Origin of the sequence: Escherichia sp. MOD1-EC5495 (assembly GCF_002965965.1) — a bacterium.
Classification (GTDB): domain Bacteria; phylum Pseudomonadota; class Gammaproteobacteria; order Enterobacterales; family Enterobacteriaceae; genus Escherichia; species Escherichia ruysiae.
In genome coordinates this window covers 98,774-124,086 of record NZ_PTRI01000012.1, presented here as the reverse complement: position 1 = coordinate 124,086, position 25,313 = coordinate 98,774, and the positions used below count along the sequence as shown (strand labels likewise).

At 51.6% G+C, this 25,313-nt stretch carries 23 protein-coding genes; 17 read left to right on the top strand and 6 right to left on the bottom strand.

The window, feature by feature from the left end; translation table 11 throughout:
• The 4 genes from yhdE (at position 1) to tldD (ending at position 7,523) form a co-directional block, all read left to right on the top strand.
• On the top strand, positions 1-594 hold the full coding sequence (gene yhdE, locus BEG40_RS11855; RefSeq protein WP_105285455.1) for a nucleoside triphosphate pyrophosphatase YhdE: 594 nt from the start codon (positions 1-3) through the stop codon (positions 592-594).
• Positions 584-2,053 (top strand): ribonuclease G, encoded by a 1,470-nt coding sequence (gene rng, locus BEG40_RS11850; RefSeq protein WP_000123197.1) that lies wholly within the window; start codon positions 584-586, stop codon positions 2,051-2,053. Before yhdE ends, rng begins: the two co-directional genes overlap by 11 nt.
• 67 nt (positions 2,054-2,120) lie before the next feature.
• Entirely contained in the window at positions 2,121-5,921 is a 3,801-nt protein-coding gene (yhdP, locus tag BEG40_RS11845; RefSeq protein ID WP_105285454.1) for an AsmA2 domain-containing protein YhdP, read from the top strand.
• Between the two features lie 156 nt (positions 5,922-6,077).
• Positions 6,078-7,523, top strand: a complete 1,446-nt coding sequence (gene tldD, locus BEG40_RS11840) for a metalloprotease TldD (protein ID WP_105285453.1) — start codon at positions 6,078-6,080, stop codon at positions 7,521-7,523.
• A gap of 73 nt (positions 7,524-7,596) precedes the next feature.
• Here the strand turns inward: tldD and aaeR are convergent, their stop codons facing one another.
• Positions 7,597-8,526 (bottom strand): HTH-type transcriptional activator AaeR, encoded by a 930-nt coding sequence (gene aaeR, locus BEG40_RS11835; protein ID WP_000440317.1) that lies wholly within the window; start codon positions 8,524-8,526, stop codon positions 7,597-7,599.
• Between the two features lie 182 nt (positions 8,527-8,708).
• Between aaeR and aaeX the strand changes: the two genes are divergently transcribed.
• The 4 genes from aaeX to BEG40_RS11815 all read left to right on the top strand — a co-directional run bounded on the left by aaeX (position 8,709) and on the right by BEG40_RS11815 (position 12,189).
• Positions 8,709-8,912, top strand: a complete 204-nt coding sequence (aaeX, locus tag BEG40_RS11830; RefSeq protein WP_000051841.1) for a p-hydroxybenzoic acid efflux pump operon protein AaeX — start codon at positions 8,709-8,711, stop codon at positions 8,910-8,912.
• Positions 8,913-8,919: 7 nt separating this feature from the next.
• Complete coding sequence (aaeA, locus tag BEG40_RS11825) at positions 8,920-9,852, top strand: p-hydroxybenzoic acid efflux pump subunit AaeA (protein WP_000854026.1); 933 nt, start codon at positions 8,920-8,922, stop codon at positions 9,850-9,852.
• 5 nt (positions 9,853-9,857) lie between these two features.
• Positions 9,858-11,825, top strand: coding sequence for a p-hydroxybenzoic acid efflux pump subunit AaeB (aaeB, locus tag BEG40_RS11820; RefSeq protein WP_105285452.1), 1,968 nt, complete (start codon positions 9,858-9,860; stop codon positions 11,823-11,825).
• Between the two features lie 91 nt (positions 11,826-11,916).
• The gene (locus tag BEG40_RS11815; protein WP_001029013.1) at positions 11,917-12,189 is read left to right on the top strand and encodes a barstar family protein; all 273 of its coding nucleotides are present in this window, start codon (positions 11,917-11,919) and stop codon (positions 12,187-12,189) included.
• Positions 12,190-12,243: 54 nt separating this feature from the next.
• On the opposite strand, the gene yhcN is transcribed toward BEG40_RS11815, so the two are convergent.
• Together yhcN and argR are read right to left on the bottom strand one after the other, a co-directional pair.
• On the bottom strand, positions 12,244-12,507 hold the full coding sequence (yhcN, locus tag BEG40_RS11810; RefSeq protein WP_016159490.1) for a peroxide/acid stress response protein YhcN: 264 nt from the start codon (positions 12,505-12,507) through the stop codon (positions 12,244-12,246).
• 365 nt (positions 12,508-12,872) lie between these two features.
• Positions 12,873-13,343: a transcriptional regulator ArgR gene (gene argR / locus BEG40_RS11805; protein ID WP_001257843.1), complete on the bottom strand. Its 471-nt coding sequence runs from the start codon at positions 13,341-13,343 to the stop codon at positions 12,873-12,875.
• A gap of 434 nt (positions 13,344-13,777) precedes the next feature.
• On the opposite strand from argR, the gene mdh reads away from it, so the two are divergent.
• Positions 13,778-14,716, top strand: coding sequence for a malate dehydrogenase (mdh, locus tag BEG40_RS11800; protein ID WP_001295272.1), 939 nt, complete (start codon positions 13,778-13,780; stop codon positions 14,714-14,716).
• A gap of 64 nt (positions 14,717-14,780) precedes the next feature.
• Here the strand turns inward: mdh and degS are convergent, their stop codons facing one another.
• The 3 genes from degS to zapG all read right to left on the bottom strand — a co-directional run bounded on the left by degS (position 14,781) and on the right by zapG (position 17,859).
• A complete protein-coding gene (gene degS, locus BEG40_RS11795; protein WP_105285451.1) occupies positions 14,781-15,848 on the bottom strand; it encodes an outer membrane-stress sensor serine endopeptidase DegS in 1,068 nt (355 codons plus the stop codon).
• Positions 15,849-15,937: 89 nt separating this feature from the next.
• Positions 15,938-17,305 (bottom strand): serine endoprotease DegQ, encoded by a 1,368-nt coding sequence (gene degQ / locus BEG40_RS11790; RefSeq protein ID WP_105285450.1) that lies wholly within the window; start codon positions 17,303-17,305, stop codon positions 15,938-15,940.
• 155 nt (positions 17,306-17,460) lie between these two features.
• Positions 17,461-17,859, bottom strand: coding sequence for a Z-ring associated protein ZapG (zapG, locus tag BEG40_RS11785; RefSeq protein WP_010345273.1), 399 nt, complete (start codon positions 17,857-17,859; stop codon positions 17,461-17,463).
• Between the two features lie 193 nt (positions 17,860-18,052).
• Between zapG and zapE the strand changes: the two genes are divergently transcribed.
• The 8 genes from zapE (at position 18,053) to nanT (ending at position 25,285) form a co-directional block, all read left to right on the top strand.
• On the top strand, positions 18,053-19,180 hold the full coding sequence (gene zapE, locus BEG40_RS11780; RefSeq protein WP_001192364.1) for a cell division protein ZapE: 1,128 nt from the start codon (positions 18,053-18,055) through the stop codon (positions 19,178-19,180).
• 218 nt (positions 19,181-19,398) lie between these two features.
• A complete protein-coding gene (gene rplM, locus BEG40_RS11775) occupies positions 19,399-19,827 on the top strand; it encodes a 50S ribosomal protein L13 (protein ID WP_001517180.1) in 429 nt (142 codons plus the stop codon).
• 15 nt (positions 19,828-19,842) lie between these two features.
• Positions 19,843-20,235, top strand: coding sequence for a 30S ribosomal protein S9 (gene rpsI / locus BEG40_RS11770; protein WP_000829818.1), 393 nt, complete (start codon positions 19,843-19,845; stop codon positions 20,233-20,235).
• A 393-nt stretch (positions 20,236-20,628) separates the two neighbouring features.
• A complete protein-coding gene (sspA, locus tag BEG40_RS11760; protein ID WP_000257293.1) occupies positions 20,629-21,267 on the top strand; it encodes a stringent starvation protein SspA in 639 nt (212 codons plus the stop codon).
• 5 nt (positions 21,268-21,272) lie between these two features.
• The gene (gene sspB, locus BEG40_RS11755; protein ID WP_000366123.1) at positions 21,273-21,770 is read left to right on the top strand and encodes a ClpXP protease specificity-enhancing factor; all 498 of its coding nucleotides are present in this window, start codon (positions 21,273-21,275) and stop codon (positions 21,768-21,770) included.
• A 117-nt stretch (positions 21,771-21,887) separates the two neighbouring features.
• Positions 21,888-22,670: a transcriptional regulator NanR gene (gene nanR, locus BEG40_RS11750; protein WP_000990910.1), complete on the top strand. Its 783-nt coding sequence runs from the start codon at positions 21,888-21,890 to the stop codon at positions 22,668-22,670.
• Positions 22,671-22,793: 123 nt separating this feature from the next.
• Entirely contained in the window at positions 22,794-23,687 is an 894-nt protein-coding gene (gene nanA, locus BEG40_RS11745) for an N-acetylneuraminate lyase (RefSeq protein WP_097481631.1), read from the top strand.
• A 107-nt stretch (positions 23,688-23,794) separates the two neighbouring features.
• Positions 23,795-25,285, top strand: coding sequence for a sialic acid transporter NanT (nanT, locus tag BEG40_RS11740; RefSeq protein WP_000108484.1), 1,491 nt, complete (start codon positions 23,795-23,797; stop codon positions 25,283-25,285).
• The last annotated feature ends 28 nt before the right edge of the window (positions 25,286-25,313 follow it).

Below are 25,313 nucleotides of genomic sequence, written 5' to 3'. Positions count from 1 at the left end.
ATGACTTCTCTGTATTTAGCTTCCGGTTCTCCGCGTCGTCAGGAGTTACTTGCGCAACTTGGCGTGACCTTTGAACGTATTGTTACGGGCATTGAGGAACAGCGCCATCCGCAGGAGAGCGCGCAGCAGTATGTTATGCGTCTGGCGCGTGAGAAAGCGCAAGCAGGTGTTGCTCATACTGCGCAGGATCTCCCGGTACTGGGAGCGGATACCATTGTTGTCCTGAATGGGGAAGTGTTAGAGAAACCGCGCGATGCAGAACATGCGGCGCAGATGTTGCGCAAATTATCGGGACAGACTCATCAGGTAATGACGGCGGTGGCGCTGGCAGACAGCCAGTACATTCTCGATTGTCTGGTGGTCACCGATGTGACGTTCAGAACGTTAACAGACGAAGACATCGCGGGCTATGTTGCCAGCGGTGAACCGTTAGATAAAGCAGGTGCATACGGTATTCAGGGGCTGGGTGGTTGTTTTGTCAGGAAGATAAATGGCAGCTATCACGCCGTAGTCGGCTTACCGCTGGTTGAAACGTATGAATTATTAAGTAATTTTAACGCACTGCGTGGCAAAAGGGATAAACATGACGGCTGAATTGTTGGTAAACGTAACGCCTTCGGAAACACGAGTGGCGTATATTGATGGCGGTATTCTGCAGGAAATTCATATTGAACGTGAGGCGCGACGCGGAATAGTAGGCAATATCTACAAGGGTCGTGTAAGTCGTGTACTTCCGGGTATGCAGGCGGCTTTTGTAGATATTGGGCTGGATAAAGCCGCGTTTCTTCATGCATCCGACATCATGCCGCACACCGAATGTGTGGCGGGTGAAGAACAAAAGCAGTTCACGGTGCGCGATATTTCAGAGCTGGTGCGTCAGGGACAAGATCTGATGGTGCAGGTGGTGAAAGATCCGCTTGGCACTAAAGGTGCGCGCCTGACCACAGATATCACGCTGCCATCTCGCTATCTGGTGTTTATGCCGGGCGCATCTCACGTTGGGGTTTCCCAACGCATTGAAAGTGAATCTGAACGTGAACGCCTGAAAAAAGTGGTCGCAGAGTATTGCGACGAGCAGGGCGGATTTATCATCCGTACTGCGGCGGAAGGGGTTGGCGAAGCGGAGCTGGCCTCCGATGCAGCCTACCTGAAACGTGTCTGGACCAAAGTGATGGAGCGTAAAAAGCGTCCACAGACCCGTTATCAACTGTACGGCGAACTGGCGCTGGCGCAGCGTGTTCTGCGTGATTTCGCCGACGCTGAGCTGGATCGTATTCGCGTTGACTCGCGCCTGACTTACGAAGCATTGCTTGAGTTCACCTCGGAATATATTCCTGAGATGACCAGCAAGCTGGAGCATTACACCGGACGCCAGCCAATTTTCGATCTCTTTGATGTCGAAAACGAAATCCAGCGGGCGCTGGAACGCAAAGTAGAACTGAAATCCGGCGGCTATCTGATTATCGACCAGACCGAAGCGATGACCACTGTGGACATCAATACCGGGGCGTTTGTCGGTCATCGCAATCTGGACGACACCATCTTCAATACCAATATTGAAGCGACGCAGGCTATCGCTCGCCAGTTACGGTTGCGTAACCTGGGCGGGATTATCATTATTGATTTCATCGACATGAATAATGAAGATCACCGTCGCCGCGTATTGCATTCGCTGGAACAGGCGTTGAGTAAAGACCGGGTGAAAACCAGCGTTAACGGTTTTTCTGCTCTGGGGCTGGTGGAAATGACGCGTAAACGCACCCGCGAAAGCATTGAGCACGTACTGTGTAATGAATGCCCTACCTGCCACGGTCGCGGAACGGTAAAAACCGTGGAAACGGTATGCTATGAAATCATGCGCGAGATCGTTCGCGTGCACCATGCTTACGACTCTGACCGTTTCCTGGTCTATGCTTCTCCGGCAGTAGCGGAAGCCTTGAAAGGCGAAGAATCTCACTCGCTGGCGGAAGTGGAAATTTTTGTAGGCAAGCAGGTTAAAGTACAAATCGAACCGCTCTACAACCAGGAGCAGTTTGACGTCGTAATGATGTAAACAGATGCTGGGCCGCCATCCGGCAAAGGGTTTTTGAGTCACATTTTTAGCAGACAAGGAGTGACGGGTGAGGCGATTGCCGGGGATTTTACTGCTTACTGGAGCCGCGCTCGTTGTGATCGCTGCGCTGCTGGTCAGCGGCCTGCGTATTGCTTTACCGCACCTCGACGCCTGGCGCCCGGAAATCCTTAACAAAATTGAATCCGCGACGGGTATGCCGGTGGCAGCCAGTCAGCTCTCCGCCAGTTGGCAAAATTTTGGCCCAACACTTGAAGCACACGACATCCGCGCTGAGTTGAAAGATGGCGGTGAGTTTTCGGTTAAACGCGTCACCCTGGCGCTGGATGTCTGGCAGAGCCTGCTGCATATGCGCTGGCAGTTTCGCGACCTCACTTTCTGGCAACTGCGCTTTCGCACCAATACTCCCATCACCAGTGGTGGTAGTAATGATAGCCTGGAAGCCAGCCACATCAGCGATCTGTTTCTTCGTCAGTTCGATCACTTCGATCTCCGCGATAGCGAAATCAGCTTCCTGACACCATCCGGTCAGCGCGCTGAACTGGCGATCCCGCAACTCACCTGGCTTAACGATCCACGTAGACACCGCGCGGAAGGTCAGGTAAGTCTCTCCAGTCTGACCGGACAACACGGCGTGATGCAGGTGCGCATGGATCTGCGTGATGACGAGGGACTGTTAAGCAATGGTCGCGTCTGGCTCCAGGCTAATGACATTGACCTGAAGCCGTGGCTCGGTAAATGGATGCAGGACAATATTGCGCTGGAAACGGCACAGTTCTCCCTTGAAGGCTGGATGACGATCGACAAAGGCGATGTGATCGGCGGCGATGTCTGGCTGAAACAGGGCGGTGCAAGCTGGCTGGGCGAGAAAAAAACGCATTCGCTGTCGGTGGATAATCTGACCGCGCACATAACGCGCGAACATTCGGGCTGGCAGTTTTCCATTCCTGATACGCGGATCACCATGGACGGCAAACCCTGGCCGAGTGGAGCTTTGACGCTGGCCTGGATACCGGAACAGGACGTTGGCGGCAAAAACAATAAACGCAGTGACGAACTACGGATTCGCGCCAGCAATCTGGAGCTGGCGGGGCTGGAAGGCATACGCCCACTGGCCGCGAAACTTTCACCTGCCCTGGGTGACATCTGGCGCTCCACGCAGCCGAGCGGCAAGATCAACACGCTGGCGCTGGATATCCCGCTCCAGGCAGCCGAAAAGACCCGCTTTCAGGCATCGTGGAGCGATCTGGCCTGGAAGCAATGGAAATTACTGCCAGGCGCGGAGCACTTCTCCGGGACGCTTTCCGGTAGCGTAGAAAATGGTTTGCTGACGGCTTCCATGAAGCAGGCGAAAATGCCTTACGAAACGGTATTTCGCGCACCGCTGGAAATTGCCGACGGTCAGGCAACTATAAGCTGGTTGAATAATGACAAAGGTTTCCAGCTGGATGGTCGTAACATCGACGTCAAAGCTAAAGCCGTCCATGCGCGCGGCGGTTTTCGTTACCTGCAACCTGCTAACGATGAACCCTGGCTGGGGATTCTGGCTGGCATTAGTACCGATGATGGTTCACAAGCCTGGCGCTATTTCCCGGAAAACCTGATGGGGAAAGAGTTAGTCGATTATCTAAGTGGCGCAATTCAGGGCGGTGAAGCGGATAACGCAACCCTGGTTTATGGCGGCAATCCACATCTTTTCCCTTACAAACACAACGAAGGTCAGTTTGAAGTGCTGGTGCCGCTGCGTAACGCGAAGTTTGCTTTCCAGCCAGATTGGCCAGCGTTGACTAATCTCGATATTGAACTGGACTTTATTAACGACGGTTTATGGATGAAAACCGATGGTGTTAATCTGGGCGGTGTGCGCGCCAGTAACCTCACTGCGGTGATCCCTGACTACTCGAAAGAAAAGTTGCTGATTGACGCTGACATTAAAGGTCCGGGTAAAGCCGTTGGTCCTTACTTTGATGAGACGCCGCTGAAGGACTCGCTGGGAGCGACCCTGCAAGAACTCCAGCTCGACGGCGATGTGAATGCTCGCTTACATCTCGATATCCCGCTGAACGGCGAACTGGTTACAGCGAAAGGTGAAGTGACGCTGCGCAACAACAGTCTGTTTATCAAACCCCTCGACAGCACTCTGAAAAATTTGAGCGGAAAATTCAGCTTTATCAATGGTGATCTGCAAAGTGAACCACTGACAGCAAGCTGGTTTAACCAGCCACTGAACGTGGATTTTTCCACCAAAGAAGGGGCGAAAGCCTACCAGGTTGCGGTGAATCTCAACGGCAACTGGCAACCGGCGAAAACCGGCGTTCTGCCTGAAGCGGTGAACGAAGCGTTAAGCGGCAGCGTGGCGTGGGATGGAAAAGTGGGTATTGAGCTGCCTTATCATGCTGGCGCGACCTATAACGTAGAGCTGAACGGCGAACTGAAGAATGTGAGTAGTCACTTACCCTCACCGTTAGCCAAACCTGCGGGCGAACCGCTACCGGTTAACATTAAGGTTGATGGCAATCTCAACAGCTTTGAATTAACCGGGCAGGCTGGCACGAAGAACCATTTCAATAGCCGCTGGTTGCTCGGTCAAAAGTTGACGCTTGAGCGCGCTATCTGGGCGGCAGACAGCAAAACGCTTCCCCCGTTACCGGAACAGAGTGGTGTTGAGTTAAATATGCCGCCAATGGACGGCGCCGAGTGGCTGGCGCTATTCCAGAAAGGCGCGACGGAAAAAGTTGGCAGCGCGGCGAGTTTCCCTCAGCACATTACGTTACGTACACCGGCGTTGTCATTGGGGAATCAGCAGTGGAATAACCTGAGCATCGTCTCGCAGCCGATGGCAAACGGTACGCAGGTTGAGGCGCAAGGGCGTGAAATCAACGCTACGCTGGCGATGCGTAATAACGCGCCGTGGCTGGCGAATATTAAATATCTCTATTACAACCCGAGCGTAGCGAAAACCGGTGGTAAATCAACGAGTTCATCACCTTTCCCGACCACGGAGCGCATCAGCTTCCGTGGCTGGCCGGACGCGCAAATACGTTGCGCAGAGTGCTGGTTCTGGGGGCAAAAATTCGGTCGCATCGACAGCGATATCACCATTTCCGGCGATACGTTAACGCTGACCAATGGACTGATTGATACCGGTTTCTCGCGACTCACTGCCGATGGTGAATGGGTTAACAATCCGGGGAATGAACGCACCTCGCTGAAAGGAAAACTGCGCGGACAGAAAATTGATGCCGCCGCAGAATTTTTTGGTGTCACGACGCCAATACGCCAGTCGTCATTTAATGTGGATTACGATTTACACTGGCGTAAAGCACCGTGGCAGCCAGATGAAGCGACATTGAATGGCATCATTCATACTCAACTGGGCAAAGGCGAAATTACCGAAATTAGCACCGGACATGCCGGGCAATTGCTGCGCTTATTGAGCGTTGATGCCCTGATGCGTAAGCTGCGTTTTGATTTCAGGGATACCTTTGGCGAAGGGTTCTATTTTGACTCCATTCGCAGCACCGCGTGGATTAAAGACGGCGTTATGCACACTGACGATACGCTGGTGGATGGCCTGGAAGCGGATATCGCCATGAAAGGGTCGGTAAATCTGGTACGTCGCGATCTGAATATGGAAGCGGTTGTCGCACCAGAGATTTCTGCGACGGTGGGCGTGGCTGCAGCTTTTGCGGTTAACCCCATTGTCGGCGCGGCAGTGTTTGCCGCCAGTAAAGTGCTGGGGCCGCTGTGGAGCAAAGTTTCCATTTTGCGCTATCACATTTCGGGTCCGCTGGACGATCCGCAAATCAACGAAGTGTTGCGCCAACCGCGTAAAGAAAAAGCGCAATGATTTGACGAGGGCGCGTAATTGCCCCAATCTCATAAGATAATCGTTGCCATACGGCCAACGAGCCGGAACATAACCGTAGGCCGGATAAGGCGTTCACGCCGCATCCGGCAGCCGTAAAAAATCCTCTACCGCAGTAACTAACGAGTAGCAAAAACGATGAGTCTGAACCTGGTAAGTGAACAATTGCTAGCGGCGAACGGCCTGAAACATCAGGACTTGTTCGCGATCCTCGGTCAACTGACCGAACGTCGCCTTGATTATGGCGATCTCTATTTTCAGTCGAGCTATCACGAATCCTGGGTTTTAGAAGACCGCATTATTAAAGATGGTTCTTACAACATCGATCAGGGCGTTGGCGTGCGTGCAATCAGCGGTGAAAAAACCGGATTTGCTTACGCTGACCAAATCAGCCTGCTGGCGCTGGAACAGAGTGCGCAAGCGGCACGTACCATTGTGCGTGACAACGGCGATGGCAAAGTACAGACGCTGGGCGCGGTAGAGCATAGCCCGCTGTATACCTCGGTCGACCCGCTGCAAAGCATGAGCCGTGAAGAGAAGCTGGATATCCTGCGTCGTGTCGATAAGGTTGCTCGCAAAGCGGACAAACGCGTACAGGAAGTGACTGCCAGCCTCAGTGGCGTCTATGAATTAATTCTGGTTGCGGCAACTGACGGCACCCTGGCGGCAGATGTGCGCCCTCTGGTGCGTCTTTCTGTGAGCGTTCTGGTCGAAGAAGGTGGTAAACGCGAACGCGGCGCCAGTGGCGGCGGTGGTCGTTTTGGTTATGAGTTCTTCCTTGCCGATCTTGACGGCGAAGTTCGTGCGGATGCATGGGCAAAAGAAGCCGTGCGTATGGCGCTGGTCAATCTTTCTGCTGTTGCCGCACCTGCGGGCACCATGCCGGTGGTTCTCGGCGCCGGCTGGCCTGGCGTGCTGTTGCATGAAGCGGTCGGTCACGGCCTGGAAGGCGACTTCAACCGCCGTGGTACTTCGGTCTTTAGTGGACAGGTCGGGGAGCTGGTGGCTTCTGAACTGTGTACCGTGGTTGATGACGGCACGATGGTCGATCGTCGTGGTTCGGTAGCGATTGATGACGAAGGTACACCAGGCCAGTACAACGTGCTGATTGAGAACGGCATCCTGAAAGGTTACATGCAGGATAAACTCAACGCGCGCTTAATGGGCATGAAGCCGACCGGCAATGGTCGCCGTGAATCCTACGCTCACCTGCCAATGCCGCGTATGACCAATACCTACATGCTGCCGGGTAAATCGACCCCGCAGGAAATTATTGAATCCGTTGAGTATGGCATCTATGCGCCGAACTTCGGTGGCGGTCAGGTGGATATCACCTCCGGTAAATTTGTCTTCTCCACCTCAGAAGCGTATCTGATTGAAAACGGTAAAGTAACGAAGCCGGTGAAAGGCGCAACGTTGATTGGTTCCGGAATCGAAACCATGCAGCAGATTTCGATGGTGGGCAACGACCTGAAACTGGATAACGGCGTGGGTGTCTGCGGTAAAGAAGGGCAGAGTTTGCCGGTTGGCGTGGGCCAGCCGACGCTTAAAGTCGATAACCTGACCGTTGGCGGTACTGCGTAATCTATCCAGGCCGGTAAGCGTCGCATCAGGCATTGGTTGCCGGATGCGGTGCTTACCGACTTACGCACATAAATTACTTCTCTTTCCCGCGCCCGTGCATCTCCTGAAATAGCTTACCGACCTCAACAAAATAATCCGTCAGTGAGTTGATCACGACCTGCACCTTCAGTGGCAGCTTATCTTTTTCGGTATACAACGCATAAACCGGGCGTGGATCTGACTGGTAACGCGGCAGCAAGATCTCCAGTTCCCCGCGATTGATCTCGTTGATCACCCACATCAGCGGCACGTAGGCGATGCCGGCGCCTGCCGTCAGCCAGCGCACCAGCGTCATTGGATCATTTGTGACAAATCGCCCTTGAGGGATCAGCCGTGTCGAGATCCCTTCCGGGGCGATCAGTTCAAATTCATTGTCCGGGCGCACGCTGTATTCCAGCCATGAATGGCTACTTAAATCGGCGGGTTTTTCCGGTATGCCGTATTGTGTGAGATAGCTTTTAGCGGCGCACACCACCATTGGCATCGCGCCCAGACGGCGGGAAAACAGGCTGGAATCCTGCAAAGCACCGACGCGGATCACCACATCCAGACCATCAGCGATCAGGTCGGGCGCAGGTATACCTGTGACCAGATTCACGCTCAGGCCTGGGTACTCTTTCAGCATTTTTGCTGTCAGCCCGGCGAGAACATTTTGTGCCATAGTTGAAGAACAGCCAATGCGCAGCGTCCCGATGGGCGTGTTATTGAAGGCATACAGTTGTTCGTGGACATCCTGCACTTCATGGAGCATCCGACGGCAGCCCTGGTAGTAAATTCTACCGGCCTCGGTCAGACCAATGCTGCGTGTGCTGCGGTTTAGCAGCTTTACCTGCAACTCATCTTCCAGTTTTGACACCGTCTGACTGATGGACGAAACGCTCATCTGTAGCTGTCTGGCGGCGGCGGTAAAAGAGCCAAATTCAACTACTTTGGCAAACACCGACATGCGTTTTAGTCGTTCCATTATTCACTCTGACTTAAAAGTGATTTAGATCACATAATATAGATAACAGCATAACAGTTACGCTAATATATTAAATATCAATCTACAGCAATGTTGCTCTCGCCCGGCTTTCCATGCCCTTCTCTGCGGCGACAGATGCTGAAAATAATAACGCCTGCTCTCTCTATACAACCAAGGTCAACATGAGTCTGTTTCCCGTTATCGTGGTGTTTGGGCTGTCCTTCCCACCGATATTTTTCGAATTGCTTTTATCACTGGCGATTTTCTGGCTGGTGCGCCGGGTACTTGTGCCAACAGGTATCTACGACTTTGTCTGGCATCCGGCGTTGTTCAACACCGCGCTCTATTGCTGCTTGTTTTATTTGATATCGCGACTGTTCGTTTGAGGTTGAAGTGAAAACACTAATAAGAAAATTCTCCCGTACGGCCATCACGGTCGTATTAGTCATTCTGGCCTTCATCGCAATTTTTAATGCCTGGGTCTATTACACCGAATCCCCGTGGACGCGTGACGCACGCTTTAGCGCCGACGTCGTTGCGATCGCGCCGGACGTATCCGGACTCATTACTCAGGTGAATGTTCATGATAACCAGCTGGTGAAAAAAGGACAGGTACTGTTCACCATCGACCAGCCGCGCTATCAAAAGGCGCTCGAGGAAGCGCAAGCCGATGTTGCTTATTATCAGGTGCTGGCACAGGAAAAACGCCAGGAGGCCGGACGTCGTAACCGTCTCGGCATACAGGCGATGTCCCGCGAAGAGATAGACCAGGCCAACAACGTACTACAAACGGTTCTGCATCAATTAGCGAAAGCGCAGGCGACCCGCGATCTGGCAAAACTGGATCTTGAACGCACGGTGATCCGCGCGCCAGCAGATGGTTGGGTGACCAATCTCAACGTCTATACCGGTGAGTTTATTACCCGTGGCTCAACGGCGGTTGCGCTGGTGAAACAGAACTCCTTCTATGTGCTGGCCTATATGGAAGAAACCAAGCTGGAAGGCGTACGCCCTGGGTATCGTGCAGAGATCACGCCGCTTGGCAGCAACAAAGTTCTGAAAGGTACGGTTGATAGCGTCGCTGCCGGGGTCACCAACGCCAGCAGTACGCGCGATGACAAAGGAATGGCGACTATCGACTCTAACCTGGAGTGGGTGCGTCTGGCGCAACGTGTTCCGGTACGTATTCGTCTCGACAACCAGCAAGAGAACATCTGGCCTGCGGGCACCACCGCTACGGTGGTGGTCACTGGCAAACAGGATCGTGACGAAAGCCAGGATTCGTTCTTCCGTAAAATGGCTCATCGCCTGCGTGAGTTTGGTTAATCACGATGGGTATTTTCTCCATTGCTAACCAACATATTCGCTTCGCGGTAAAACTGGCGACCGCCATTGTGCTGGCGCTGTTTGTTGGCTTTCACTTTCAGCTGGAAACGCCACGTTGGGCGGTACTGACAGCGGCGATTGTTGCCGCCGGTCCGGCCTTTGCTGCCGGTGGCGAACCGTATTCTGGCGCTATTCGCTATCGTGGCTTTTTACGTATCATCGGCACATTTATTGGTTGTATTGCCGGGCTGGTGATCATTATTGCGATGATCCGCGCCCCCTTGCTGATGATTCTGGTGTGCTGTATCTGGGCTGGTTTTTGTACCTGGATTTCTTCACTGGTACGAATAGAAAACTCCTATGCGTGGGGACTGGCTGGTTATACCGCGCTGATCATTGTGATCACTATTCAGCCGGAACCGCTGCTTACGCCGCAGTTTGCCGTCGAGCGTTGTAGTGAGATCGTTATTGGTATTGTGTGTGCGATTATGGCGGATCTGCTCTTTTCTCCACGATCGATCAAACAAGAAGTGGATCGAGAGCTGGAAAGTTTGCTGGTCGCGCAATATCAATTAATGCAACTCTGTATCAAGCATGGCGATGGTGAAGTTGTCGATAAAGCCTGGGGCGACCTGGTTCGACGCACCACGGCGCTACAAGGTATGCGCAGCAACCTGAATATGGAATCTTCCCGCTGGGCGCGAGCTAATCGACGTTTAAAAGCGATCAATACGCTATCGCTGACACTGATTACCCAGTCCTGCGAAACCTATTTGATTCAGAATTCGCGCCCGGAATTGATCACTGATACTTTCCGCGAATTTTTTGACACGCCGGTAGAAACCGCGCAGGACGTTCACAAGCAGTTAAAACGCCTGCGGAGAGTTCTTGCCTGGACCGGGGAACGTGAAACACCTGTCACCATTTATAGCTGGGTCGCGGCAGCAACGCGTTATCAATTGCTCAAACGCGGCGTTATCAGTAACACAAAAATCAACACGACCGAAGAAGAGATCCTGCAAGGCGAGCCGGAAGTAAAAGTAGAGTCAGCCGAACGTCATCATGCGATGGTAAACTTCTGGCGAACCACACTTTCCTGCATTCTGGGCACGCTTTTCTGGCTGTGGACGGGGTGGACTTCCGGCAGTGGCGCAATGGTGATGATTGCGGTAGTGACGTCACTGGCAATGCGTTTGCCGAATCCACGTATGGTGGCGATCGACTTTATCTACGGGACGCTGGCGGCGCTGCCGTTAGGGCTGCTCTACTTTTTGGTGATTATCCCTAATACCCAACAGAGTATGTTGCTGCTGTGTATTAGCCTTGCAGTGCTGGGATTCTTCCTCGGCATTGAGGTACAGAAACGGCGACTAGGCTCAATGGGGGCGCTGGCCAGCACCATCAATATTATCGTGCTGGATAACCCGATGACGTTCCATTTCAGCCAGTTTCTCGACAGCGCATTAGGGCAAATCGTCGGCTGTGTGCTCGCGTTCATCGTTATTTTGCTGGTGCGGGATAAATCGCGCGACAGAACCGGACGCGTATTGCTTAATCAATTTGTTTCTGCTGCCGTTTCCGCGATGACCACCAATGTCGCGCGACGTAAAGAGAACCATCTTCCGGCACTTTATCAGCAGTTGTTTTTGCTGATGAATAAATTTCCCGGAGATTTGCCGAAATTTCGCCTGGCGCTGACGATGATTATCGCACACCAGCGCCTGCGTGATGCGCCGATCCCGGTTAACGAGGATTTATCGGCGTTTCACCGACAAATGCGTCGCACAGCAGACCATGTGATATCTGCCCGTAGCGATGATAAACGTCGTCGGTACTTTGGGCAGTTGCTGGAAGAACTGGAAATCTATCAGGAAAAGCTACGCATCTGGCAAGCGCCACCGCAGGTGACGGAACCGGTGCATCGGCTTACTGGTATGCTCCATAAGTATCAACATGCGCTGACCGATAGTTAAGTTAAAACCGACGCCAAAAGCGTCGGTTTTTTCATGTCTATACTTAGCGATGAACGGCAGAACTCGCCGCGAAACGTGACGGTGGCAACAGATGAATATCTATACCTTTGATTTTGATGAGATTGAGAGTCAGGAGGATTTTTATCGCGACTTTAGCCAAACCTTTGGCCTGGCGAAAGATAAGGTACGCGATCTCGACTCTTTATGGGATGTGTTAATGAACGATGTCCTGCCGCTACCGCTGGAGATCGAATTTGTTCATCTGGGAGAGAAAACGCGTCGCCGTTTTGGCGCGTTAATATTGCTGTTTGATGAGGCAGAGGAAGAGCTGGAAGGGCATTTGCGTTTTAATGTTCGTCATTAGCGCAAAAAAAGCCCCCGAACCGGGGGCAATATCGTCGGACAAGACGATGAGGGTTTATTTGTACAGTTCAGCCGTAGCGTGCCAGGTGTCACCGCTACGAGCTTCAGTAATCTGGTAGGCCGTTGCGCCTTTTTCTTCCGCTTTTTTATTCAGCATTTCACGCATATCCATCGGTGAAGACGCCACCCCACTGACGGATACTGTACCGATAGCTTCACGGTTTTGCGCTTGTGCAGCATTAATGGAATCGGCAGCGAACGCACCGAAAGAGAGAACAGAAAGTACGCTTAATGCAGCAACAGTGGTTTTGATTTTCATGATTTTTACCTCGACATAATCTTTTAACTGGGTCTTTGTTTCGTGACCCATATCACAAAATCAAGTATACACTAATTATCTGGCTAATTAATACCACGCTAACCGTTTGTGTTGGGTTTAAAGTGTTAAAAATATTAATTTTTATAACAAAGTGGAATTAAAAACATAGCGCACCATGATAAATATCATTAATTTCAATACGATATAGTGTTTTGCATAATGTGCGATTATTACCCTATGCATTCAAGATGTGAATGTTTTGTCGCAGCAAAGCGCACTATTCGTTAAGTAGATGGCAGGGGAAAGCAGGGAGATGAGAGGAGAACGCAGCATTTTTCCCGCCGCCAGAAGCGGCGGGGTAGAGATTAAAGCTCCTGGTCGAACAGCTCTAAAATCGCTTCGTACAGGTCTTTGACGGTAAAACCTTTGGCAGGGGTGGTAAAGATGGTGTCATCACCGGCAATAGTGCCAAGAATACCTTCTGCTTTGCCCAGAGAGTCCAGCAGACGCGCAATTAATTGTGCCGCGCCAGGGCTGGTATGAATCACCACAACAGCATCGTTGTAGTCGATATCCAGCACCAGATTTTTCAGCGGACTGGAGGTGGTTGGTACGCCCAGTTCAGCTGGCAGGCAGTAAACCATTTCCATCTTGGCATTGCGGGTTCGTACAGCCCCAAACTTGGTTAACATCCGCGAGACTTTAGACTGGTTAATATTGTCAAAGCCTTGCTCCTGCAATGCGGCGACGATTTCGCCCTGGGAGCTAAATTTCTCTTCTTTAAGTAACGCTTTAAACGCTTTAACTAATTCTTCTTGCTTAGCCGAGCTTCGCATAAGTCACCCAATATGGTGGTTGATACAACATTATTGTGCATACAGATGAATTTTTATGCAAACAGTCTGCCCTGGAGAAGGCTGAAATAATGTTATGAAAGAGCGGGATTTTATCAAATTTCGTTATTGAGAAACATGCCTGCGTCACGGCATGTAAATTTCGCTTAAAAGTAAATTAATTGTTATCAAAATGATGTTGTTTTGGCTGAACGGTAGGGTATATTGTCACCACCTGTTGGAATGTTGCTCTAACGCATAAGCGACTGTTAATTACGTAAGTTAGCTCCCTGATTACGTCAATTAAATGCATAAACGCCAAATTTGCGTGACTACACATTCTTGAGAAGTGGTCATTGTAAACAGGGAATTTGTGGATTAAGGTCGCGGCAGCGGAGCAACATATCTTAGTTTATCAATATAATAAGGAGTTTAGGATGAAAGTCGCAGTCCTCGGCGCTGCTGGTGGTATCGGCCAGGCGCTTGCACTACTGTTAAAAACCCAACTGCCTTCAGGTTCAGAACTCTCCCTGTATGATATCGCTCCAGTCACTCCCGGTGTGGCCGTCGACCTGAGCCATATCCCTACTGCTGTGAAAATCAAAGGTTTTTCTGGTGAAGATGCGACCCCTGCTCTGGAAGGCGCAGATGTCGTTCTTATTTCTGCAGGTGTTGCGCGTAAACCGGGTATGGATCGTTCCGACCTGTTTAACGTTAACGCCGGTATCGTGAAAAACCTGGTACAGCAAGTTGCGAAAACCTGCCCGAAAGCGTGCATTGGTATTATCACTAACCCAGTGAACACCACTGTGGCTATCGCTGCAGAAGTGCTGAAAAAAGCCGGTGTTTATGACAAAAACAAACTGTTCGGCGTTACCACGCTGGATATCATTCGTTCCAACACCTTTGTTGCGGAACTGAAAGGCAAACAGCCGGGCGAAGTTGAAGTGCCGGTTATTGGCGGTCACTCTGGTGTTACCATTCTGCCGCTGCTGTCACAGGTTCCTGGCGTCAGCTTCACCGAACAAGAAGTGGCTGATTTGACCAAACGTATCCAGAACGCGGGTACTGAAGTGGTTGAAGCGAAAGCCGGTGGCGGGTCTGCAACCTTGTCTATGGGTCAGGCAGCTGCACGTTTTGGTCTGTCTCTGGTTCGCGCACTGCAGGGTGAACAAGGCGTTGTAGAATGTGCCTACGTTGAAGGCGACGGTCAGTACGCACGTTTCTTCTCTCAACCGCTGCTGCTGGGTAAAAATGGTGTGGAAGAGCGTAAATCTATCGGCACCCTGAGCGCATTTGAACAGAACGCGCTGGAAGGTATGCTGGATACGCTGAAGAAAGATATCGCCCTGGGCGAAGAGTTCGTTAATAAGTAATTGATTAGCGGATAATAAAAAAAACCGGAGCAACGTCTCCGGTTTTTTGTCTTTCACGCTGGCCTTAATTGGTCGCCGGATATTCCTGAATGGTGACCTGCAACGTTAACTGTTTATCATCACGCATCACTACAACCGGGATCACCGAGCCTGGTCGGATTTCCGCCACCTGATCCATCGTCTCCAGAGCAGAGATGGCCGGTTTGTTATCCACTGAAATAATCAAATCGTTGACCTGAATACCCGCATTCGCCGCCGGGCCGTCAGGTGACACTTCATTAACCACGATCCCTTGCAGTTGATCGATGCCGCCGCCCTGCGCGTGCAAAGGTGCGATCTCTCGTCCACCAATGCCAATGTAGCCACGGATCACGCGACCATCGCGGATCAGCTTATCCATAATTTTGGTTGCTAACTGGAAAGGAATCGCAAAGCCGATACCTTCCGGCGTTTCGCCATCGTTACTCTTATCAAACGACAGCGTGTTAATGCCCATAAGCTCACCTAGCGAGTTAACCAGCGCGCCACCAGAGTTACCATGGTTAATGGAAGCATCGGTTTGCAGGAAGTTTTGCCGCCCGGTCGGGTTCAGGCCGATTCGACCCGTGGCACTGATAATGCCTTGGGTAATGGTCTGCCCGAGGTTGTATGGGTTACCGATCGCCAGCACCACATCGCCAATGTGCGGTACGCGTCGTGAATTGATTGGAATAGTGGGTAAACCGCCAGTGGCATTAATTTTAAGCACCGCCAGATCGGTTAGAGAGTCAGATCCCACCAGTAATGCTTCAAAAACACGACCATCCTGTAAGGCGACGATGATCTGATCGGCGTCGTTGATCACGTGTTTATTGGTGATGATATAACCGCGTTGATCCATGATCACGCCAGATCCCAGTGTACGGATCTCAAGCTGGTTTTGTGAGGAGGTGTTCAAACCACGGTTATAAACGTTGACTACCGCTGGCGCGGCGCGGCGAACCGCCAGATTATAGCTGGCAGGCGTCTCATCGGTACTGTCGAATTGCGGTGTGGAAAGCGGGTTAATGCTGCGCAGCGAAGGCATGGCAACCAGCAGAATAGCGCCGACAATTAATCCAATCGCAACGGAACGTAAGAGCTTCACAAACATGATGGAGGCGTCATTAAAAAAGGGAACGGCAGCAGCATACCACGAGTTAACCGGACATCACACGTCAGCCTGATGCCCGGTTTACGACATTAACGCATTAGCAGGTAAATGCTCTCATTGCCACGTACGATCTGCAGGGCGATGATGGACGGTTTTGTCGCCAGCACTTTGCGCATTTCAGCGATCGAATTCACCCGATCGCGGTTGACGCCAATGATCACATCGTCTTTTTGCAAGCCAGCCTGAGCGGCGGGGCTTCCTTTGACAACCTCATCGATCTTAATACCTTTGCCGCCATCTTTTAGCTGACCATCGCTCAACGTCGCGCCTTCCAGCGCAGGTGTGATCATCTCGGCACTGGCTGAAGATGAGGTGCTGGTATCGAGTGTCACTTCTACTTCCAGTGGTTTGCCGTTACGCAGCAGGCCAAGTTTCACTTTCGTGCCCGGCTCGGTGGTCGCGATACGAGAACGCAACTCAGCAAAGCTATTGAGTGGTTTACCGTTGAGACTGGTAATAATATCGCCAGCTTTCACGCCTGCTTTCGCCGAGCCAGAACCTGGCAGCACTTCGCTGACAAACGCGCCGCGCTGAACGTCAAAATTAAATGCTTTGGCGATATCGGCACTCATTTCGGTGCCTTTAATGCCTAACAGGCCGCGTTTGATTTCACCAAAATCAATAAGTTGCTGCGCCAGGGTTCGCGCCATATTACTCGGAATGGCAAAACCAATTCCTACGCTACCGCCGCCCGGGGCAAGGATTGCAGTGTTGATGCCAATTAATTCACCGTTAAGGTTTAACAGCGCACCGCCAGAGTTACCACGGTTAATAGAGGCATCGGTCTGAATAAAGTTTTCCAGACCTTCGAGATTTAACCCACTGCGGCCTAATGCGGAAACAATCCCGGAGGTGGCGGTTTGCCCAAGACCAAACGGGTTGCCGACAGCGACGGCAAAATCACCGACGCGCAGTTTATCGGAGTCGGCAATGGCAATTTGCGTTAATTTGCCTGGATTCTGAATTTGCAACAGGGCGATATCGCTCTGGTCATCACCGCCAATCAGCTTTGCATCAAACTCACGCCCGTCATTGAGCTGAATACTGATTTTCTGTGCCTGATTAATGACGTGATTGTTGGTCAGCACATAACCTTTATTGGCATTGATTATGACGCCGGAACCTAAACCTTCGAAAGGTTGCGCAGGCTGATCCGGTAAATCATCACCAAAAAACTTTTTGAATTCTTCCGGAATTTTCTGCTCCTGGCTGGCGGTTCCTTCGACTCGAACACTGACCACTGCGGGAAGCACTTTTTCCAGCATCGGCGCCAGACTGGGCAGAGGCGCTTGACCGGCAACCTGGCCGGGAATCGATGCGATGGCCTGAAACGGCGCCGAGAGAGTTAACCCGACACTTAACGCTAATGCACTCAACAGCTGGGTTTGCTTTTTCATTATTCCTGCTCTCGTACCTGAATGATAAGAAAAAGAGATTCAAAACAGTTTGATGTTATTGAATTTTCAGATGGCAAACAATGAGACACCAGATTAAATGATAGTCGGGGGAAGAAGAGAAGAGGAGGGCGCAATGGCTGCGCCCGAAAAATAAATTAGTCGCGCTTCGCGCCGGTACGTAACAGGCCGGATGCGCCTTCAGAATAGTCACGCGGCATTTGCACCGGAGCCTGATCGTTGCTGGCTTCAGATTCTGCCAGACGATTGCGGAACGGGTTGGCTTCAGCAGACAGTTCCGGCAGCAGGCTGCTGGAGCTTTTCGCCATGTGTTGATACAGCTGGCGATAGTCGTGCGCCATGGTATCCAGTAATTCCGCGCTGCGGGCAAAGTGGTTAACCAGCTCTTCGCGATACTCGTCCAGTTCAGCTTTATTTTTTTCAAGTTCGTACTGCAACGCCTGTTGCTGGCGCAGTTTACGATTACCAAAACGCATGGCCACAGCACCAATAATGATGCCGACGACTAACCCAATTAGCGCATATTCCCAGGTCATGAACATCTCCCGTTGTCTTTTGTTTCCGTAGGGTGTTGGCTTCAGGCTCCATGCCTGCGGCTGATTATGCCACTATAACCGTTAATTCCACAGAAGTGGAATCCCGACTGCATATCGCGTAGTGTAGAACGGCCTTTTTTTCGTCAACCGTGAACAACGGCACACCGATTATTCAAGGAATAACAAGAACATCATGCAAAGCGTTACCCCGACATCGCAATACCTGAAGGCGCTCAATGAAGGTAGCCATCAATCCGACGACGTACAAAAAGAGGCCGTCAGTCGGCTGGAGATTATCTATCAGGAATTAATCAACAGCACGCCGCCAGTCCCCAGGGCTAGCGGGCTAATGGCACGGGTCGGGAAACTGTGGGGGAAGCGCGAAGATGCAAGCAACGCGCCGGTGCGTGGCTTATATATGTGGGGCGGTGTAGGGCGCGGGAAAACCTGGCTGATGGATCTTTTCTATCAAAGTTTGCCGGGAGAGCGAAAACAGCGGCTGCATTTTCACCGTTTTATGCTGCGGGTGCATGAAGAATTAACCGCATTGCAAGGGCAGAGCGATCCGCTGGAAATTATTGCCGATCGTTTCAAAGCCGAAACTGACGTGCTCTGTTTTGATGAATTTTTTGTTTCTGATATTACCGATGCCATGCTGCTGGGTGGCCTGATGAAAGCATTGTTTGCTCGCGGCATAACGCTGGTAGCAACGTCAAATATTCCGCCGGATGAGCTTTATCGAAATGGCCTGCAACGTGCGCGTTTTCTGCCTGCAATCGATGCCATTAAACAGCATTGTGATGTAATGAACGTGGACGCCGGTGTTGATTATCGACTGCGTACCCTTACTCAGGCGCATCTGTGGCTGTCGCCGCTTAATGATGAAACGCGTGAGCAGATGGATAAGCTGTGGCTGGCGCTGGCAGGTGCAAAACGAGAACAAGCCCCTACGCTGGAAATCAATCATCGACCGCTGGCGACAATGGGCGTAGAAAACCAGACGCTGGCGGTGTCATTTACCACGCTGTGCGTCGATGCCCGCAGCCAGCATGACTATATTGCGCTCTCACGTCTGTTTCACACGGTGATGTTGTTTGATGTGCCTGTCATGACGCGGTTGATGGAGAGTGAAGCGCGGCGTTTCATTGCGCTGGTGGATGAATTTTACGAGCGCCATGTCAAGCTAGTGGTGAGCGCGGAAGTACCTTTGTATGAAATTTATCAGGGCGAGCGGCTGAAGTTTGAGTTCCAGCGTTGCCTGTCACGTCTGCAAGAGATGCAAAGCGAAGAGTATTTGAAGCGCGAGCATTTGGCGGGTTAAAACCTGTCACAAATCACAAAAAGGGGTCGATCTTTGACCCCGACTTCTCTATAATCTTGCGACCCCACGTTACAAGAAAGTTTTTTTCCCAAAACTTTTTGTGTGCTGGCATAGGCTATTCGAAGGGGTAGGTTTGCCGGACTTTGTCGTGTGAACCTCAACAATTGAAGACGTTTGGGTGTTCACCAACGTGTAACTATTTATTGGGTAAGCTTTTAATGAAAACTTTTACAGCTAAACCAGAAACCGTAAAACGCGACTGGTATGTTGTTGACGCGACCGGTAAAACTCTGGGCCGTCTGGCTTCCGAACTGGCTCTGCGCCTGCGCGGTAAGCATAAAGCGGAATACACTCCGCACGTAGATACTGGTGATTACATCATCGTTCTGAACGCTGACAAAGTTGCTGTAACCGGCAACAAGCGTACTGACAAAGTGTACTATCATCACACCGGTCACATCGGTGGTATCAAACAAGCGACCTTTGAAGAGATGATTGCTCGCCGTCCTGAGCGTGTGATTGAAATCGCGGTTAAAGGCATGTTGCCAAAAGGCCCGCTGGGTCGTGCTATGTTCCGTAAACTGAAAGTTTACGCGGGTAACGAGCACAACCACGCGGCACAGCAACCGCAAGTTCTTGACATCTAATCGGGATTATAGGCAATGGCTGAAAATCAATACTACGGCACTGGTCGCCGCAAAAGTTCCGCAGCTCGCGTTTTCATCAAACCGGGCAACGGTAAAATCGTTATCAACCAACGTTCTCTGGAACAGTACTTCGGTCGTGAAACTGCCCGCATGGTAGTTCGTCAGCCGCTGGAACTGGTCGACATGGTTGAGAAACTGGATCTGTACATCACCGTTAAAGGTGGTGGTATCTCTGGTCAGGCTGGTGCGATCCGTCACGGTATCACCCGCGCTCTGATGGAGTACGACGAGTCCCTGCGTTCTGAACTGCGTAAAGCTGGCTTCGTTACTCGTGACGCTCGTCAGGTTGAACGTAAGAAAGTCGGTCTGCGTAAAGCACGTCGTCGTCCGCAGTTCTCCAAACGTTAATTGCTTTCTGCTCTGGCAGAATACAATTTGCGAAAAAACCCGCTTCGGCGGGTTTTTTTATGGCTAAAATCTGAATCAGCGTAAGAATGGAAAGATGCTTTTTGCTACCGTCTGACAGGCAGGTAAAGCAAAAACAACATCGCCGATAAGGGATTAAGTCAACCATTTCAGACTAAAGCGCATCTCTTTTTCCCCATTTCCGGTATCGACTTACCACAAAGGTCGCAAAATCTGGTAAACTATCATCCAATTTTCTGCCCAAATGTCGGGTATTGCTCATTTTTTGTTTGATTTTCGAACAAAGAGAGTCGTTCCTTACTGGGTAACATAACTTCTGACTGGCCACCTGGTGGCTGGTAGCAGTAAAAATTCTGACTATACCTGGAGGTTTTCATGGCTGTCGCTGCCAACAAACGTTCGGTAATGACGCTGTTTTCCGGTCCTACTGACATCTATAGCCATCAGGTCCGCATTGTGCTGGCTGAGAAAGGTGTAAGTTTCGAGATCGAACACGTGGAAAAGGACAATCCGCCTCAGGATCTGATTGACCTCAACCCGAATCAGAGCGTTCCGACCCTGGTGGATCGTGAGCTGACCCTGTGGGAATCTCGCATCATTATGGAATATCTGGATGAGCGTTTCCCGCATCCGCCACTGATGCCTGTTTACCCGGTAGCTCGCGGTGAAAGCCGTCTGTACATGCACCGTATCGAAAAAGACTGGTACACGCTGATGAACACCATCATCAACGGTTCAGCCTCTGAAGCCGATGCCGCACGTAAGCAACTGCGCGAAGAACTGCTGGCGATTGCGCCGGTCTTCGGTCAGAAGCCGTACTTCCTGAGCGATGAGTTCAGCCTGGTTGATTGCTACCTTGCTCCATTGCTGTGGCGTCTGCCGCAACTGGGCATCGAGTTTAGCGGCCCGGGTGCGAAAGAGCTGAAAGGCTATATGACCCGCGTCTTTGAGCGTGACTCTTTCCTTGCTTCTTTAACTGAAGCAGAACGTGAAATGCGTCTGGGCCGGAGTTAATCTGTATGGATTTGTCACAGCTAACACCACGTCGTCCCTATCTGCTGCGTGCATTCTATGAGTGGTTGCTGGATAACCAGCTCACGCCGCACCTGGTGGTGGATGTGACGCTCCCTGGCGTGCAGGTTCCTATGGAATATGCGCGTGACGGGCAAATCGTACTCAACATTGCGCCGCGTGCGGTTGGCAATCTGGAACTGGCGAATGATGAAGTGCGTTTTAACGCGCGCTTTGGTGGCATTCCGCGTCAGGTTTCAGTGCCGCTGGCTGCCGTGCTGGCTATCTACGCCCGCGAAAATGGCGCAGGAACGATGTTCGAGCCTGAAGCTGCCTACGACGAAGATGCCAGTATCATGAATGATGATGAAGCGTCGGCAGATAATGAAACCGTTATGTCGGTCATTGACGGCGATAAGCCCGATCACGATGATGACCATCATCCTGACGATGAACCGCCACAGCCTCCACGCGGTGGACGCCCGGCATTGCGGGTTGTGAAATAAATGATAAACAGGCCCATGTGGCCTGTTTTGCTATCTACCTTCTTTTCGCCTGATTTTAATACTGTGTTACGATAACTTCGCTATTATCCGTCAACGTATTTTCCCAGAAAGAGCTCTATGAACGCATTTGATCCGCAAGCAGAAGATTCTCCGGCTACTATCGGTCGTAACTTGCGTCGTCGTCCACTGGCGCGCAAAAAACTCTCCGAAATGGTGGAGGAAGAGCTGGAGCAGATGATCCGCCGTCGTGAATTTGGCGAAGGTGAGCAACTGCCGTCTGAACGCGAACTTATGGCGTTCTTTAACGTTGGACGTCCTTCGGTACGTGAGGCGTTGGCGGCGTTAAAGCGCAAAGGTCTGGTACAAATTAATAATGGTGAACGCGCTCGTGTCTCGCGTCCTTCTGCGGACACCATCATCGGCGAGCTTTCCGGCATGGCAAAAGATTTTCTTTCCCATCCTGGCGGGATAGCCCATTTCGAACAGTTACGCCTGTTCTTTGAGTCCAGCCTGGTGCGCTATGCGGCTGAACATGCCACCGATGAGCAAATTGATTTGCTGGCAAAAGCTCTGGAAATCAACAGTCAGTCGCTGGATAACAACGCCGCGTTTATTCGTTCAGACGTTGATTTCCACCGTGTGCTGGCAGAGATCCCTGGGAACCCGATCTTTATGGCGATCCACGTTGCTCTGCTCGACTGGCTGATCGCCGCCCGTCCGACAGTCGCCGATCAGGCGCTGCACGAGCATAACAACGTTAGTTATCAGCAGCATATTGCGATCGTTGATGCGATCCGTCGTCACGATCCCGATGAAGCCGATCGCGCATTGCAATCGCATCTCAACAGCGTTTCTGCCACCTGGCACGCCTTCGGTCAGACCACCAACAAAAAGAAATAATGCCACTTTAGTGAAGCAGATCGCATTATAAGCGTTCTGTATGATGTGTTGCTTATTTGATCTGGTATAACAGGTATAAAGGTATATCGTTTCTAACAGGCAAGCATCACTTCAGAGGTATCTATGGCAACAAATTTACGTGGCGTAATGGCCGCACTCCTGACTCCTTTTGACCAACAACAAGCACTGGATAAAGCGAGTCTGCGCCGCCTGGTTCAGTTCAATATTCAGCAGGGCATCGACGGCTTATACGTAGGTGGTTCAACCGGCGAAGCCTTTGTACAGAGCCTTTCCGAGCGTGAACAGGTACTGGAAATCGTCGCCGAAGAGGCGAAAGATAAGATTAAATTAATCGCTCACGTAGGTTGCGTCAGCACTGCTGAAAGCCAACAACTTGCGGCATCCGCTAAACGTTATGGCTTCGATGCCGTTTCTGCCGTTACGCCGTTCTACTATCCTTTCAGCTTTGAAGAACACTGCGATCACTACCGGGCAATCATTGATTCAGCGGATGGTTTACCGATGGTGGTGTACAACATTCCGGCGTTAAGCGGCGTTAAACTGAGCCTGGATCAGATCAACACTCTGGTTACGTTGCCAGGTGTCGGCGCGCTGAAACAGACCTCTGGTGATCTCTATCAGATGGAGCAGATCCGTCGTGAACATCCGGATCTGGTGCTCTACAACGGTTACGACGAAATCTTTGCTTCCGGCCTGCTGGCGGGCGCTGATGGTGGTATCGGTAGTACCTACAACATCATGGGCTGGCGTTATCAGGGCATCGTTAAGGCGTTAAAAGAAGGTGATATCCAGACCGCGCAGAAACTGCAAACCGAGTGCAACAAAGTCATTGATTTGCTGATTAAAACTGGCGTATTCCGTGGCCTGAAAACAGTTCTGCACTATATGGATGTGGTGTCCGTTCCGCTGTGCCGCAAACCGTTTGGTCCGGTAGATGAAAAATATCTGCCAGAACTGAAGGCGCTGGCTCAGCAGTTGATGCAAGAGCGCGGGTGAGTTTTTCCCCTCACTCGCCCCTACCGGGTGAGGGGAAATAAACGCATCTGTACCCTACAACTTTCATACCAAAGCGTGTGGGCAACGCCCATCGCGGGAGACTCACAATGAGTACTACAACCCAGAATATCCCGTGGTATCGCCATCTCAACCGCGCACAATGGCGAGCATTTTCCGCTGCCTGGTTGGGATATCTACTTGATGGTTTTGATTTCGTTTTAATTGCCCTGGTACTCACTGAAGTACAAGGTGAATTTGGGCTGACGACGGTGCAGGCGGCAAGTCTGATCTCCGCAGCCTTTATCTCACGCTGGTTCGGCGGCCTGATGCTTGGGGCTATGGGGGATCGTTACGGGCGTCGTCTGGCAATGGTCACCAGTATCGTTCTCTTCTCGGTCGGGACGCTGGCTTGCGGATTCGCGCCAGGCTACATCACCATGTTTATCGCTCGTCTGGTGATCGGCATGGGGATGGCAGGAGAATACGGTTCCAGCGCCACCTATGTGATTGAAAGCTGGCCAAAACACCTGCGTAACAAAGCCAGTGGTTTTCTGATTTCCGGCTTCTCTGTAGGTGCTGTTGTTGCTGCTCAGGTTTACAGTCTGGTGGTTCCGATCTGGGGCTGGCGTGCGCTGTTCTTTATCGGCATCTTACCGATCATCTTTGCTCTCTGGCTGCGGAAAAACATCCCGGAAGCAGAAGACTGGAAAGAGAAACACGGAGGTAAAGCACCGGTACGTACAATGGTGGATATTCTTTACCGTGGTGAACATCGCATCGCCAATATCGTGATGACGCTGGCGGCAGCTACTGCGCTGTGGTTCTGCTTCGCCGGCAACCTGCAAAATGCCGCAATCGTCGCTGTTCTTGGGCTGTTATGCGCCGCAATTTTTATCAGCTTTATGGTACAGAGTACGGGCAAACGCTGGCCAACCGGTGTGATGCTGATGGTGGTTGTGTTGTTTGCTTTCCTCTATTCATGGCCGATTCAGGCGCTGTTGCCGACGTATCTGAAAACTGAGCTGGCTTATAACCCTCATACGGTCGCCAATGTGCTGTTCTTTAGTGGTTTTGGTGCGGCGGTGGGTTGCTGCGTCGGTGGCTTCCTCGGTGACTGGCTGGGAACCCGCAAAGCCTACGTATATAGCCTGTTAGCTTCACAATTGCTGATTATTCCGGTATTTGCGATTGGCGGCGCAAACGTCTGGGTACTCGGTCTGTTACTGTTCTTCCAGCAAATGCTTGGTCAGGGCATCTCCGGGATCTTACCGAAACTGATCGGCGGTTATTTCGATACCGACCAGCGTGCGGCGGGGCTGGGCTTTACCTACAACGTCGGCGCACTTGGCGGCGCACTGGCTCCAATCCTCGGCGCGTTGATCGCTCAACGTCTGGATCTGGGCACTGCGCTGGGATCGCTCTCGTTCAGTCTGACGTTCGTGGTGATCTTGCTGATTGGTCTGGATATGCCATCCCGCGTTCAGCGTTGGCTGCGCCCGGAAGCGTTACGTACTCATGACGCTATCGACGGCAAACCATTTAGCGGTGCCGTGCCGTTTGGCAGCGCCAAAAACGATTTAGTCAAAACCAAAAGTTAATCCTGTAGCCCGGTCTCTGCACCGGGCC